Annotated in this window: 13 protein-coding genes; 8 read left to right on the plus strand and 5 right to left on the minus strand. The window is 36.2% G+C overall.

Annotation, left to right across the window (positions count from 1 at the left end; translation table 11 throughout):
• Positions 1–117: 117 nt before the first annotated feature.
• Positions 118–843 carry an ABC transporter ATP-binding protein gene (locus IQ237_RS11705; RefSeq protein ID WP_194055295.1) on the plus strand — a complete coding sequence of 242 codons (726 nt, stop codon included), beginning with the start codon at positions 118–120 and terminating at the stop codon, positions 841–843.
• Between the two features lie 165 nt (positions 844–1008).
• Positions 1009–1749, plus strand: coding sequence for a carbonic anhydrase (locus IQ237_RS11710; protein ID WP_194055297.1), 741 nt, complete (start codon positions 1009–1011; stop codon positions 1747–1749).
• Between the two features lie 9 nt (positions 1750–1758).
• Here the strand turns inward: IQ237_RS11710 and IQ237_RS11715 are convergent, their stop codons facing one another.
• The gene (locus IQ237_RS11715; RefSeq protein WP_228020077.1) at positions 1759–2589 is read right to left on the minus strand and encodes a hypothetical protein; all 831 of its coding nucleotides are present in this window, start codon (positions 2587–2589) and stop codon (positions 1759–1761) included.
• A gap of 412 nt (positions 2590–3001) precedes the next feature.
• Between IQ237_RS11715 and IQ237_RS11720 the strand changes: the two genes are divergently transcribed.
• Entirely contained in the window at positions 3002–3472 is a 471-nt protein-coding gene (locus tag IQ237_RS11720) for a Mov34/MPN/PAD-1 family protein (RefSeq protein ID WP_194055299.1), read from the plus strand.
• Positions 3473–3584: 112 nt separating this feature from the next.
• On the opposite strand, the gene IQ237_RS11725 is transcribed toward IQ237_RS11720, so the two are convergent.
• Positions 3585–4394: a serine/threonine-protein kinase gene (locus IQ237_RS11725; protein ID WP_194055300.1), complete on the minus strand. Its 810-nt coding sequence runs from the start codon at positions 4392–4394 to the stop codon at positions 3585–3587.
• 494 nt (positions 4395–4888) lie between these two features.
• Here IQ237_RS11725 and moeB point away from each other — a divergent pair, with 494 nt between their 5' ends.
• Together moeB and recA are read left to right on the plus strand one after the other, a co-directional pair.
• Positions 4889–6061, plus strand: a complete 1173-nt coding sequence (gene moeB / locus IQ237_RS11730) for a molybdopterin-synthase adenylyltransferase MoeB (protein ID WP_194055301.1) — start codon at positions 4889–4891, stop codon at positions 6059–6061.
• A gap of 260 nt (positions 6062–6321) precedes the next feature.
• Positions 6322–7398 carry a recombinase RecA gene (recA, locus tag IQ237_RS11735; RefSeq protein WP_194055302.1) on the plus strand — a complete coding sequence of 359 codons (1077 nt, stop codon included), beginning with the start codon at positions 6322–6324 and terminating at the stop codon, positions 7396–7398.
• A gap of 202 nt (positions 7399–7600) precedes the next feature.
• Here the strand turns inward: recA and IQ237_RS11740 are convergent, their stop codons facing one another.
• Positions 7601–8131, minus strand: a complete 531-nt coding sequence (locus IQ237_RS11740) for a hypothetical protein (RefSeq protein ID WP_194055303.1) — start codon at positions 8129–8131, stop codon at positions 7601–7603.
• Between the two features lie 463 nt (positions 8132–8594).
• Here IQ237_RS11740 and IQ237_RS11745 point away from each other — a divergent pair, with 463 nt between their 5' ends.
• Together IQ237_RS11745 and IQ237_RS11750 are read left to right on the plus strand one after the other, a co-directional pair.
• Complete coding sequence (locus IQ237_RS11745; protein WP_194055304.1) at positions 8595–8912, plus strand: response regulator transcription factor; 318 nt, start codon at positions 8595–8597, stop codon at positions 8910–8912.
• A 33-nt stretch (positions 8913–8945) separates the two neighbouring features.
• The gene (locus IQ237_RS11750; protein WP_194055305.1) at positions 8946–10031 is read left to right on the plus strand and encodes a response regulator; all 1086 of its coding nucleotides are present in this window, start codon (positions 8946–8948) and stop codon (positions 10029–10031) included.
• A 243-nt stretch (positions 10032–10274) separates the two neighbouring features.
• Here the strand turns inward: IQ237_RS11750 and IQ237_RS26910 are convergent, their stop codons facing one another.
• Positions 10275–11489: a hybrid sensor histidine kinase/response regulator gene (locus IQ237_RS26910; protein ID WP_194055306.1), complete on the minus strand. Its 1215-nt coding sequence runs from the start codon at positions 11487–11489 to the stop codon at positions 10275–10277.
• A 502-nt stretch (positions 11490–11991) separates the two neighbouring features.
• Between IQ237_RS26910 and IQ237_RS11760 the strand changes: the two genes are divergently transcribed.
• Positions 11992–12708, plus strand: coding sequence for a response regulator (locus IQ237_RS11760; RefSeq protein WP_194055308.1), 717 nt, complete (start codon positions 11992–11994; stop codon positions 12706–12708).
• 178 nt (positions 12709–12886) lie between these two features.
• On the opposite strand, the gene IQ237_RS11765 is transcribed toward IQ237_RS11760, so the two are convergent.
• Positions 12887–13978, minus strand: coding sequence for a response regulator (locus IQ237_RS11765; RefSeq protein WP_194055310.1), 1092 nt, complete (start codon positions 13976–13978; stop codon positions 12887–12889).
• Between the last annotated feature and the right edge of the window lie 12 nt (positions 13979–13990).

The following is a 13990-nucleotide window of genomic DNA, read 5'->3' on the forward strand; positions in this document are numbered from 1 at the left end:
GAGCAGGGGGAGGTGGGGAGATGGGGAGATTAATAAACCAATGCCCAATGCCCCATGCCCAATGCCCAATGCCCCATGCCCAATAACTAATAACTAATAACTAATAACTAATAACTAATGACTAATAACTATTTATTAGAAGTTGAAAATGTCCATGCTGGATATATTAAAGATGTCGATATATTGCAAGGTATTAATTTTCGAGTTGAACGAGGAGAATTAGTAACTGTAATTGGTCCTAATGGTGCGGGTAAATCTACCTTAGCAAAAACAATTTTTGGATTGTTGACACCCCACACAGGTACGATTACCTTTAAAGGGGAAAAAATTAATGGTTTAAAATCCGATCAAATTGTGAAAAAGGGAATGTGTTATGTTCCGCAAATTGCTAACGTTTTTCCATCATTAACAATAGAAGAAAACTTAGAAATGGGGGCTTTTGTGCGGAATATTCCCCTGAAACCATTGAAAGATAATATATTTGCAATGTTTCCGAGATTGAGCGATCGCCGTCGTCAACGTGCAGGAACTTTATCAGGTGGAGAAAGACAAATGTTAGCGATGGGTAAAGCTTTGATGTTAGAACCTAGTTTATTATTATTAGATGAACCTTCTGCGGCTTTATCTCCTATTTTGGTAACACAAGTATTTGAACAGATTAAACAAATTAATCAAGCGGGAACTGCGATAGTTTTAGTAGAACAAAATGCGAGAAAAGCGTTAGAAATGGCTGATACAGGATATGTGTTAGAATCTGGACGTGATGCAATGTCTGGACCTGGGAGAGAATTATTGAATGATCCAAAAGTAGGAGAATTATATTTAGGTGCGGGAGGACATTAAAAGCAAGGAGTCAGGAGTCAGGAGTCAGAATTTATTATCAATGTGTAACATGAGGTATTTAAGCAAAAGATTAAATAACCCTTAAACCGTGTAATTAGGTACTCTACCATCATTATTAAATCTGATATCTTCTTGAAAACCATGCAGAAGTTTTCAGGGATACTTATGAGTAGAATTAACGGTTTTGTAGGTCGTCGTCACTTCTTAAAAATCGCAGGTTTAACTACATTAAGTATTGGTAGTCTGACTGCTTGTAATGAAATAATTACTAACCGTTCAGAGATAATTATTCCTGAAACTAATCCTAATCCTAACCCAGTTAGTGCCAATGAAGCTCAACGCAGATTAGTAGAAGGAAATAGAAGATTTATCAATCAAAGTCGTCGATATCCGAACCAATCAAAAAGACGCTTACAATCAGTTTCTAAAACCCAATATCCCTATGCAGCAATATTAGGATGTGCAGATTCTCGTGTACCACCAGAATTAACTTTTGATCAAGGATTAGGTGATTTATTTGTTGTGCGAGTTGCTGGAAATATCGCTAGTGATGAAGCTATTGGTAGTTTAGAATATTCTACCACTGCTTTAGGTACAGAACTAATTGTAGTTTTGGGTCATGAAAGATGTGGTGCGGTGAAAGCAGCTATCAAAAATCAACCAGTTCCTGGAAAAGTTGGTTCTATTGTTGATGAAATTAGACCAGCTTTACCTCAAATTCAACAAAGAACAAATGATATTAATGATAGTAATTATGAACAGAATGCTATCATTAATAATATTCAATACCAAGTTGAAAGATTGCAGAATAATTCAGCAGTGTTAGCTAAATTAATTCGCGCAGGTAGATTAAACGTTGTCGGTGCTTTTTACGATCTTGACACTGGTAAAGTCAATTTTATTTAAGTATTCAGCTTACTGGGGAATAGCGGAAGGATAAACATCAGTAGCTACTAAAACAGGTTTATCACGATATTCCGCTTCTAGCTTTCTTTGTAAATCTAAATCCCAGGTAATATCATAATCTCTTTCTAAGTCTGCCACTACAAATGGACGCAAAACACCTGTTACAGCTACCTTTTCTCCTTCTCTGACTACGGGTTCAGATTTGGTGTGTAATACTAATAAATCTTGTGTTCCTAATAGTTTATCCTCATTTAAAGTAAATGCAACTGGACTGTCTATATTTTCAACTTCACCTGTTACTGCTAATGTTTTACCATAGTAAACATTAGGGTTAGTTGTGAGTTCTCCTGGTGTGGGTGATAGTGCTAAAGATTGGGCAATAATTACAGGTTGATTTTCATATTCTTGATATAAGTCTGGCTGCAAATTTAATTTGTAATCTTGATTAATTTTGTCCAAATTAAATCTTTCTACCTGTCCTGTAACTTGAATTTCTGTATCTGTTGTTTCCGGTAGCTGAAAAGGTTCTTCAGTGGAATTAATCACTAAAAGGTTTTGTGTACCAAACATCTTTTCATCTATGACTGTAAAAGCGGAAGGGCTAATTTTTCTAATAGGTTGACTTCTAATTGTGACAGTTTTACCAATTAGTTGATCTGTTTGATCTGTAACTGTTTCAGTGACAACATTTCCTGGTGGTACAGGTTCAAATGCTTCTCTTCTGTCGTCAACTTCACAACCTGGGAGCATGAATGCCATTACAGATAAACTAATAATTACTGGAAATTTACCCAGTTTATGAGTTAATTTAAAATTATTTTTTTCAACCTTGTTTAACATTAAATTACCCTCATTTTTGTTGATAGTTTTGATTCATTTACACATAAGAATCCGAGCAAGTAATACAGCAGTTTCGAGGTAAATGAGGTACAAAGCTAACAGGCAGTATGCCTGTTCCACAAGGGTTTTATGATTTGAGTTTGTACCTCACTGGTATGAAATATGCTGTAACTACAAGTAATAGCTAAAAGTGATGTTATGTACAGGAAAATATAAATGAATAAATGAATTGATATTTATAACACCAGTTTATAAACTATATATTTTATTGTATTTTCTTGACTTCTATCTTTTGAGTAGTTTATTTGCTATAACTTGCGAAAGATGAAAATTTCTGGGAGATAGTATTGATCATATTTGCAAAGTATGGGATTAATAAATAAATTTACGTTTGATCACAATATCTATATTTATGAATATTCTCAAGATTCTCCCTGAACACCTGCAAATTATCAACATTCATGCTGAAAAAACCTACCCTGATGAATGTTGTGGGTTAATACTGGGTTATATTAGTAACGGGGTGAAAACAGTTGTAGAAGTGATACCTACAGAAAATGTATGGAATAGGGAAAGGGGTAATTTTTCAGAAAACCAGGAAGAATATAGTACCAGAAGAAGATATGCGATCGCTCCTTTTTTCATGTTACAAATACAAAAGGAAGCAAGAAACCGTAATTTAAATATTATTGGTATTTTTCATTCCCATCCTGATTATCCTGCTATTCCTTCAGAGTGGGATAGAATCTATGCTTGGGCAGAATATTCTTATATTATTGTATCAGTTGTTCAAGGTAAAGCGGGTGAATTAAATAGTTTTTGTTTGGATGATAGTCATCAGTTTAAAAGGGAAATTATAGAAGTTTTATCAATTGATAATTGATGATAGATAATTGATAATTTACAACTTACAAGGTGAAATCAGAGGTATCATTCTGCGAAAAGAAACCCTAGTATATTCTGTCGGTGTATTTGGTAAATGTCCTCTAGGTGCATTAATATTGAAGGTAAGGTCTGAGTAACGCACTGGCATTTTTATAACGTTGACTAAAATGATCACGTACCATATTATTTAAAACTTCTGCAAATCTATCACTAACTTGGGCATAATTTCGCCAAATAATTTCCCCAGTAGTCGAATCTTCCTCAAGCTGTGCAGGTAATAAACCCGTTACCGCTTGAATGCCAATTATTCCTACAGCATAAATATCACTAGCAAATTTCGGTCTACCATTTGCCTGTTCAGAAGGCATATATCCAGGTGTACCAATACCTACAGTTAAGCTAGTTTGCCCTTGAGAATTAACTGTAAAAGCCGCTATTTCTTTAACTGCTCCAAAATCAATCAAAACAATTTTACCATCATCATGACGACGCATTATATTTGATGGTTTAATATCTCGATGAATAATATTTTGTTGATGAACAAATGATAAAACTTCTAGGATTTCTTGTATTAGTTTAATTGCTTTCTCTTCACTTAACTTTTTACCAACAACAATCTCTTGATTCAGATCATGTCCATCTACAAATTCTTGTACCAGAAAAAATTCCCCCTTGTCTTCAAAATAAGCATAAAGGCCAGGAATTTGATCATTTTTACCTAAATCTTGTAATATCTTGGCTTCATTTTCAAATAATCTTTGAGAAATTGCCAATACACCCGGATCAGGATTGCTTTTTAAGTGCTTAACAACACATTTAGGATTACCTGGTAATGCAGTATCTTCAGCTAAGTGAGTATCTCCAAACCCACCTGTACCGATTTGCTTAATAATCTTATACCTGCTTAACAGTATAGTCATCGGTTTATTAAATAAGAGATTTTACAAGATATTTTACGAGATAATTGTCTGATAGCGAGCCATATTAGGATATCCAAGATTTTAGGATGTAAAAAACGCAAATAGCGACTTTATCACCAATTATTCAGAAATTTAACTGAGATTCATGAACAGGACTTACGCAAAATAGAACAAAAGTAGGGGTAATTCATGAATTACCCCTACGCAAGAATTAGGTTTATAGTACAATCTTGCGTAACTCCTAATGAAATAACGAACCACTCCAGGCACAGAGAACACAGAGAGAATACAATATTTGGAGACTTATCAACACTCTTTTACTCTTTGCGTCTTTGCGTCTTTGCGTGAGCTAAAATCATTCAATCTCAAAAAAGTGCAATCGCCCCTTCCCACACCCCAACGTGATATAATTCCCCCAGCCAAAAAAATAGAACCTATAAACTGAACCAACTTTGAGTTAGTATTAATACTCTGAGATTCTGCATTTTCTTACTATGCTAAATCCTAATCTGGATGACATCCAGTTAACTAAAGACGACTACGAACGCTACTCCCGTCATTTAATCTTGCCCGAAGTCGGGTTAGAAGGACAAAAACGCCTCAAAGCTGCCAGTGTATTATGTATAGGTACTGGTGGACTCGGTTCACCATTGCTGTTATACTTAGCAGCCGCAGGTATTGGCCGCATCGGTATTGTTGACTTTGATGTGGTTGATTTTTCCAACTTGCAACGTCAAGTTATTCACGGTACATCCTGGGTAGGTAAACCGAAAATTGAATCCGCAAAAGACCGCATTCACGAAATTAACCCCTATTGTCAGGTTGACTTATACGAAACTCGTCTCAGTGCGGAAAACGCTTTAGATATCATTCGTCCTTATGATGTCGTCGTTGATGGAACTGACAACTTCCCCACACGCTATCTAGTTAACGACGCTTGCGTATTATTAAACAAACCTAACGTTTACGGTTCAATCTTCCGTTTTGAAGGACAAGCAACCGTCTTTAACTACGAAGGTGGTCCTAACTATCGTGATTTATATCCCGAACCACCACCACCAGGAATGGTTCCTTCCTGTGCAGAAGGTGGTGTGTTAGGAATTTTACCGGGAATCATTGGCGTGATCCAAGCGACGGAAACGGTAAAAATTATTATTGGTAAAGGTACTACTCTCAGTGGGCGGTTAATGTTGTACAACGCCTTAGATATGAAATTCCGAGAGTTGAAATTGCGTCCTAACCCCATCCGTCCGGTAATTGAAAAACTGATTGACTACGAAGAATTTTGTGGTATTCCCCAAGCAAAAGCAGCAGAAGCGAAGCAACAAATGGACATTCAAGAAATGACCGTTACGGAATTAAAAGCATTAATTGATAATGGGACGCAGGATTTTGTCCTGTTGGATGTACGTAATCCCCACGAGTATGAAATTGCGAAAATTCCTGGTTCTGTGTTGGTACCATTACCAGATATTGAAAATGGTGATGGTGTTACTCAGGTAAAAGAATTACTTAACGGACACCGTTTAATTGCCCATTGTAAAATGGGTGGACGTTCTGCCAAAGCTCTGGCTATTCTCAAAGAAGCGGGTATAGTGGGAACTAACGTTAAAGGTGGAATTAATGCTTGGAGTTTGGAAGTAGATCCTTCTGTGCCACAGTATTAAGTTATAGGGAACAGGGAACAGGGAACAGGGAACAGAAGGCAAAAGGCAAAAGGTAAGAGGCACAATTAAAGAAATTTAACCGCCTAACTCCTGAAACTCCTCTAACTTCTAACTTCTAACTACTGTCACCTGTCACCTGTCACCTAATCAAAAACTTTTTCCCACACCTTACCAATTGCACTTTTTCCGATTAAAATAGTATATCTGTTCTAATCAAGAACCCAACGCAACTTTGTTAAATCCTATATTTAGAGGCTCTAATGGCAACCAACACAGCGGATACTGGCAAGCAAAAAGCACTGAATATGGTACTAAACCAGATTGAGCGCAGCTTTGGCAAAGGGGCGATTATGCGTTTGGGTGATGCTACCCGGATGCGTGTAGAAACAATTTCCACAGGGGCGCTCACACTGGATTTAGCTTTGGGTGGTGGTTTACCCAAAGGAAGGGTAATTGAGATTTATGGACCGGAAAGTTCTGGTAAAACTACAGTAGCCCTTCATGCGATCGCAGAAATACAAAAAAATGGCGGCATAGCTGCTTTCGTAGATGCAGAACACGCATTAGATCCCACCTATGCGGCTGCACTAGGTGTAGATATTGAAAATTTACTGGTTTCCCAACCGGATACTGGTGAAGCAGGTTTAGAAATCGTTGATCAGTTAGTACGTTCTGCCGCAGTTGATATAGTTGTCATTGACTCCGTAGCCGCCCTAGTACCCCGTGCGGAAATCGAAGGTGATATGGGTGATGCTCACGTAGGTTTACAAGCACGATTGATGAGCCAAGCCTTACGGAAAATTACAGGTAATATTGGTAAATCTGGTTGCACAGTTATATTTATTAACCAATTACGGCAAAAAATCGGTGTCACCTACGGTAGTCCAGAAACCACAACGGGCGGTAATGCGTTGAAATTTTATGCTTCCGTGCGTCTAGATATTCGCAGAATTCAAACTTTGAAAAAAGGTTCTGATGAATTTGGTAATAGAGTAAAAGTGAAAGTTGCCAAAAATAAAGTTGCACCACCCTTTAGAATTGCCGAATTTGACATTATCTTTGGTAAAGGAGTTTCTACCCTTGGTTGTTTAGTGGACTTAGCAGAAGAAACCGGCATTTTACTGCGTAAAGGTGCGTGGTACAGTTACAACGGTGATAACATTTCCCAAGGTCGAGATAACGCCATTAAATACCTAGAAGAAAAACCAGATTTTGCAGAAAAAATTAAAGAGCAAGTGCGGGAAAAACTAGATAAAGGTGCGGTTGTTTCTGCTAACTCTGTCTCGAAAACAAATGAAGATGAAGAAGAAGAGGATATGGAATTAGACGAAGAATAAAACCCTATTTTCTTCTCGTTCTTCTCGTTCCCAGTCTCAGACTGGGAATACTATCAACAATTGACAATTAACAATTAACAATTGAAAATTACCTCTCCTCCCTGGAAAGGAGAGGTTTTAAACCTGAAATGAAACAATGGTCAATTATCAATTATCAATTGATAAGACAGAATATGGGAACGAGAAAACGAGAAAACTCTTGCTAAAATTCTACAGTTTCAAATTCAAAAATAGAAATCAGACGATTATCAACATAAACTTCTATTCTGTGTTTACCCAGAGGATCACCAGGAGCTATTTTCCAGTAATTTTCAATCACACCATTTTTAACTGTTTGCGTCCGCGTTGTGATGGCTGTACTACCATCCGCAGATAGGGAAAAATTCTCATCTTTCTCCGGTGTAGCCCAAGTTTCTGGGGCTTTTGGTAAACTTAAAACTTCCCGCCATTTGACTTTACCCTGGTAATTTTGTAGTGTCATTCTCCAACCATAAGCATCACCTTTTTTTAAAGGTACTTTGGTGGTGGGAAAAAAATTAGCTTTACCTTGGGAGTCTACTATTCTCACTCCAAATTCAGATTTACTAACATTAATCTGTTTACCATTAACTAATTGAGAAACTTCTGGGGGTGCTTCCGCTAAAACTGTATTCCTATTTTGCAAATTTGTAGCTAAAAAGGCAACCATCAACCACAGAGAAGTTAGCAAAAACCTAAAAAACGAAATTCTCATAAGCATTTTTGGCAGATATTATATTAGTCATTAATTCTATTATTTTTAGCCCTAGTCCGGTTGAAGATGTGAAAATTATGGGACTGTAAATTGTTCGTAAATTGTTCACATTCACAGTTGCAGGACTTATGCAAAATAGAAAGAAAGTAGGGGTAATTCATGAATTACCCCCAACCAAGAATCAGGTTGTTAGTACAATATTTTTAGTACAATATTGCGTAAGTCCTAACTTGTGTAAGTTGAATATTCAATCCCTGCAACCTACTGATATACTGTAAGTATATCTACGGTAAGACTTTCTAAGTGGACAGTAGAATCAGCTAAATTATATTAAGTCAGTTATTCCTCATTTATCACGAAGCGCAAATAGCTTACAATTAGTCATAATCAAGTATCAAGATTAAAGCAAAAGGCAATCTGAGTTGTTATCCTTATTTTTAATCCATCTACCAAATCTATCTATATGAATACAATTTTGATCATTGAAGATGAGCCTCAAATACGAGAAAATATCCAGCTAATTCTTGACATCCAGGGGTTTGCTACCATCACCGCAGAAGATGGATTGCAAGGATTACAAATGGCGGAGCAACATCAACCGGATATGATTATTTACGATTGGATGATACCCAATTTAGATGGATATGAACTAATCCAAAGATTGCGTCAAAAGCCAGCTACAGCGAAAATTCCGTTCATTTTTTCACCGCTAAAGGACCTGCGTCAAGGTATGGGGATGGGTGCAGACGATTATTTAACTAAGCCATTTGAGTTCCAATAATTATTTATTGACCAATATCAGGGAAACAAAAAAATGAAAAACATTTTAATTATTGAAGATGAAGTTGAAATCAGAAACAATATCCAAGAAATTTTAGAACTCTCAGATTTTGATACACTAATTGCAGAAAATGGCTTACAGGGTGTGCAATTGGCTAAAGATAAACATCCTGATTTGATTATTTGTGATTTGATGATGCCCGAGTTAGATGGCTATAGTGTCTTAACTCAACTTCGTCAGGATTTTTCTACTGCAACCATTCCTTTAATTTTCTTAACTGCTAGAGCGGATAAATCAGATTTACGTCGAGGGATGGAACTTGGTGCAGATGATTACCTAACTAAGCCTTTTCATCCAGATGAATTACTACAAGCAATTAATACTCGATTGGATAAACAAGCAATAGTAGATGAACGAACTCAAAAAAAATTAAATGATTTAAGCATTTCTATCAGTCATTCACTTCCCCATGAAATCAATACTCCTCTGAATCATATTTTAGGATTATCAAATTTATTGATGCTTGAGGAAAGCCTTTCCCATGAAAATCTGGAAATTTTAGGATCCATTCATCAAGCTGCTCTGAGGTTACATAGACTAACTATTAACTTCCTGATGTATGCAGACTTGGAATTAATAGCATCTGATCCAGAAAAAGTGGAACGGCTTCGTAATAATGGAGTCAAAAGTTTTGTCAAATCAACTATGGAAAATGTAGCTTTACAAATTGCTGAAAAAGCACATAGAACAGCAGATTTGAGTATAGAAATATCTGATGCAATAGTCAAAGTTTCTCCTGTCAGACTCAGTAAAATTGCTGAGGAAATAATTGATAATGCTTTGAAATTTTCTCTACCTAATACACCAGTAAAAATTATCGGGTATAGCAGTAATAATTCCTATCATTTATATGTGATTGACCACGGAAGAGGAATGACCAAAGAGCAAATTTCTAGAGTTGGGGCTTATGTCCAGTTTGAACGTAAAATGTACGAACAACAAGGTTCTGGACTGGGATTATCAATTGCTAAGATGTTAGTGGAACTGCATGGAGGAAAGTTTTTAATTGAGAGTATACCAGGAGCAGAAACTATTATTAAAATTATGCTTCCCCAGTGATAATACCATTATGATCAATTGATAATGGATAATTGACAATCTTTATAGTAATTACGCCAGATTGGACTACAAACATGATTTTTACGTAGGGGTAATTCATGAATTACCCCTAATTTCGTTATTTTTTGTGTAAGTCCTGCTTTACATAGTTTGGTTTTTTTGTGCCTACCTACTTACCAATTATCAATTACCAATTACCAGCCTCAACAGATATGTTAATTGTTTAACTAGACGTGATATTAATTATCCTTTGAAAAAAGGAAGACTAACTGTAAATGTTGTTCCTTCTCCCGCACGACTTTCTACGTTAATTTTCCCTTGGTGCAGATCCACACATTTTTTGACTATGGCCAGCCCTAAACCAGTTCCCGCAATTGTACCAACGTTAGATGCTCGGTTAAAAGGTTCAAATAAATTAGCTTGATCTGCTTCAGGAATACCAATGCCGCGATCGCTAATTTTAAATAATATTTGATTATTGTTTTTAGTCAAACTAAAATTAACCAAATTGTGAGACGGAGAATACTTAATAGCATTAGTTAGGAGATTGGTGAGAATTTGCCGTAAAATTTTTTCATCAAACTGAATAATCAGATAATTTTCCATAATTTCCTCGCCTAAATCTACATAGAAATTAATTGTATGTTGGTTACTCGTAGTTTCGATTTCTTCTTTGAGATGACGACAGAAAGCGATAATATCTGATGTTTCTAAATGTAATTCTATTTTTTCGGCTTCGGCGCGGTTAATCATCAGTACATCATCCAGCATTTGGGTTATATGCTTAATGGTGTTTTGGATGGTTTGGAGATGTTGCTCTTTTCTTTCTGCACTCAGGCGATCGCTAAATTTTTGCAAAATACCCGATGATGAAGAAATAATGGCTAAAGGTGTACGAAACTCGTGGGATGCCATTGTAATAAACCGAGATTTCAATTGGCTTAATTCTTTTTCTTTTTCTAGTGCTGCTTGTAATTTTGCTGTTCGTTCTGCCACTCTCTGTTCTAAGTCCTCATTACGTTGTGTCAGTTGTCTGAGTTCCTGGTTTTGCCGTTCTAAAGATGTAATTAAACTCTGTAAATGTAAATGGGTACGTACACGGGCTAGTAATTCTTCTTTTTGAAAGGGCTTGGTAATATAATCAACAGCACCTAGACTTAAACCTTTCACCTTATCCATAGTATCAGCCAGAGCAGTCATAAAAATTATCGGGATCGACTGCGTGCGAGGATCGGCTTGAAGTTGCTCACAAATTTCAAATCCGCTAATATCAGGCAACATAATATCTAGCAGAATTAAATTAGGCATAATATCATTAACTTTCTGTATCACATTTAGTCCATTTGCTTCCATTTTGACGTTATATCCTGCGGCACTCAAGGTATAATCCATAAGTTTTAAATTAATAGGATTGTCGTCAACTACTAAAATAGTGCTATGGTTAGTTAAAATTTTCACAGTTTCTTCCTTATGATTGGCGATTGGTGATTAATAATTGGTAGTTGGTTATTATTAATTGTTAATTAGTAATACAGCATATTGTAGGTAAATACAGCATATTTCATTGCTATGAGGTACAAATCATAATCATAAAACTTTTGTGGGGTGGGCATCTTGCCCGCCCATAGTGTACCTCATTACACCGGAAAGTGCTGTAAGATAAAAATTTTCATCACAGAGCCTTGCACTAAAAGGGTTTTACGGCTGACCGATAACTGCTGTTAGCTAAATGCTTACGTTAAGTATCACCTATTTATTTAGGGCTTGCTGATGGCTAACGCCAAGCGCAAACCACAGAAACCGAAAACGAAGATAAATCAAGAGTTTCAGTTCACAAAATAGCAAACCCTATTTAGGGACGACTTTTGATGTGACAATTCCCTTACAATTAGTAGCTTTATTGCCAGAAGTAGTCAAAAATACTTCTGAATAAGTCTATATTTAGGATACCTTTCAAGCTATGAGTTTAATTCTAGTCATTGAAGATGAAACTCAAATTTTGTTAAATCTCCAAGAGATTTTAGAACTAGCAGAATTCTCTGTCATTACTGCGGAAAATGGAAAAATCGGCTTAAAGTTAGCTAAAATCAAAAAACCTGATTTGATTATCTGTGACATTATGATGCCAGAGGTAGATGGCTATGAAGTGTTAACACAACTGCGACAAGATCCTAAATGTGCTGATATTCCCTTCATTTTTCTCACTGCTAAAGCCAACCGCAATGATTTACGTCAAGGTATGGGATTGGGGGCTGATGATTATATTTCCAAACCTTTTGAGATGTTTGAAATCTTAGAAGCAGTCAAAGCACGTTTAGAAAGACATTCACTATCCCATCAGGCGTATCTGCAAGAAAACCAAAAAACGGAAACACTACAGCAGGAAATCAAAAAAAATCGCACTGACTTGCAAAACTCTCAGCAACTGGCACAAATTCGAGGAAACTTGTTAGAGACAATCTCCCAGGACTTACGTAATCCGCTTTCTAGTATTAACATGGCAATTTATATGCTCAAACAAGCAAAAAATGAAAAAGAGCGGGAGAAATATCTGTTGATTTTAAAGGAAGCATACACCCAGGAACTCGATATATTAAATGAGGTAGATAGTTTGCGGGAATTATTGACTTCTGAAAATACAAAGTTGTTGCGAAATTACAAATTGCTGGGGGAGTGATACCGTTGAAATTTCAGGTTGAAAAGTATAGACCCCCGACTTCTTTAAGCAGTCGGGGATCTGGGTCTTAAATTTTTTAAGGTTGAGTTACTTACAAACAGTTAGTAAACACCCATACCCATTTCTATAATAAAGCGTTTTAGTGCCATAGATCAATAGATTCTTAACTCTGCACCTTTTACTGAGGTAGAACCATACGAACAATCGTTTGTTTACCAGGTAAGCTCTCAATTGAAAACTCTCCTCCGTGGATTTCCACCAATTTCTTAGCAATTGATAATCCTAAACCAGAACCTTGTTGTTCATACATTTTGCGTTCAAACTGTACATAAGCCCCAACCCTAGCAAGTTGCTCTTTGTTCATACCTCTACCGTTGTCAATTATATACAAATTAAAACCATGAAAACTGCTAGAACCTATAATTTTTACAGGTGTATTTGGTTGGGAAAATTTAAAAGCATTGTCAATTATTTCTTCAAGAATTTTTTTCAATTTCAATTCTGAGATATTGACCATTGCATCGGAGATTTCTATGGTTAAATCAGATGATCTACCTGCGTCTTGAGAGATTTTAAAAGCTACCTTTTCTAAAGTTGGACGCACAAAAGACTTGTCCACATTATTGCGAATAGCAGCAACTTTCTCAGGATTAGATGATAATAGTTCTAGATTGGCATACATGAGGGAATTAATCATCAGTCTATGCAGTCTTAGAGCAGCTTTATTAATTGATTCGAGCATTTCTAAACTGTCAGTAGTAGAAAGAATTCCTTGCTCTTGAATCAATAAATTGGACATTCCTATAATATGATTGAGAGGAGTATTGATTTCATGGGGTAGTGAGTTGCTAATAGAAGTGCGTAAATCATTCAACTTTTGCTGAGTTTCTTGTTCAAGCATTTCTTGTTTATGTAATCTAGCCGCAATGGATTGCAGTAATTCATCAGGTTGAAAAGGCTTAGTTAAGTAATCATCAGCACCAAGTTCCATCCCTCGACGTAAATCTGCTCTTTCCGCTTTAGCAGTCAAGAAAATTAAAGGAATTGTAGCAGTAGAAATATCCTGACGCAGTTGGGTTAATAGACTATACCCGTCTAATTCAGGCATCATTAAATCACAAATAATTAAATCTGGTTTATTCTCTTTTACCAATTGCAAACCCTGTTGACCATTCTCAGAAACTAAGGTATCGAAATCAGCTAATTCTAAAATTTCTTGTATGTTATTTCTTACTTGTGGTTCATCTTCGATTATGAGAATTTTTTTCATCTTAACTTTCCT

Source organism: Sphaerospermopsis sp. LEGE 08334, assembly GCF_015207205.1.
Classification (GTDB): Bacteria; Cyanobacteriota; Cyanobacteriia; order Cyanobacteriales; family Nostocaceae; genus Sphaerospermopsis.

Excerpts from the sequence above, each read along its gene's own strand:
- IQ237_RS11705 (WP_194055295.1), top strand. The coding sequence starts at position 118 with ATGACTAATAACTATTTATTAGAAGTTGAAAATGTCCATGCTGGATAT.
- IQ237_RS11710 (WP_194055297.1), top strand. The coding sequence starts at position 1,009 with ATGAGTAGAATTAACGGTTTTGTAGGTCGTCGTCACTTCTTAAAAATC.
- IQ237_RS11715 (WP_228020077.1), bottom strand. The coding sequence starts at position 2,589 with ATGTTAAACAAGGTTGAAAAAAATAATTTTAAATTAACTCATAAACTG.
- IQ237_RS11720 (WP_194055299.1), top strand. The coding sequence starts at position 3,002 with ATGAATATTCTCAAGATTCTCCCTGAACACCTGCAAATTATCAACATT.
- IQ237_RS11725 (WP_194055300.1), bottom strand. The coding sequence starts at position 4,394 with ATGACTATACTGTTAAGCAGGTATAAGATTATTAAGCAAATCGGTACA.
- moeB (WP_194055301.1), top strand. The coding sequence starts at position 4,889 with ATGCTAAATCCTAATCTGGATGACATCCAGTTAACTAAAGACGACTAC.
- recA (WP_194055302.1), top strand. The coding sequence starts at position 6,322 with ATGGCAACCAACACAGCGGATACTGGCAAGCAAAAAGCACTGAATATG.
- IQ237_RS11740 (WP_194055303.1), bottom strand. The coding sequence starts at position 8,131 with ATGAGAATTTCGTTTTTTAGGTTTTTGCTAACTTCTCTGTGGTTGATG.
- IQ237_RS11745 (WP_194055304.1), top strand. The coding sequence starts at position 8,595 with ATGAATACAATTTTGATCATTGAAGATGAGCCTCAAATACGAGAAAAT.
- IQ237_RS11750 (WP_194055305.1), top strand. The coding sequence starts at position 8,946 with ATGAAAAACATTTTAATTATTGAAGATGAAGTTGAAATCAGAAACAAT.
- IQ237_RS11760 (WP_194055308.1), top strand. The coding sequence starts at position 11,992 with ATGAGTTTAATTCTAGTCATTGAAGATGAAACTCAAATTTTGTTAAAT.
- IQ237_RS11765 (WP_194055310.1), bottom strand. The coding sequence starts at position 13,978 with ATGAAAAAAATTCTCATAATCGAAGATGAACCACAAGTAAGAAATAAC.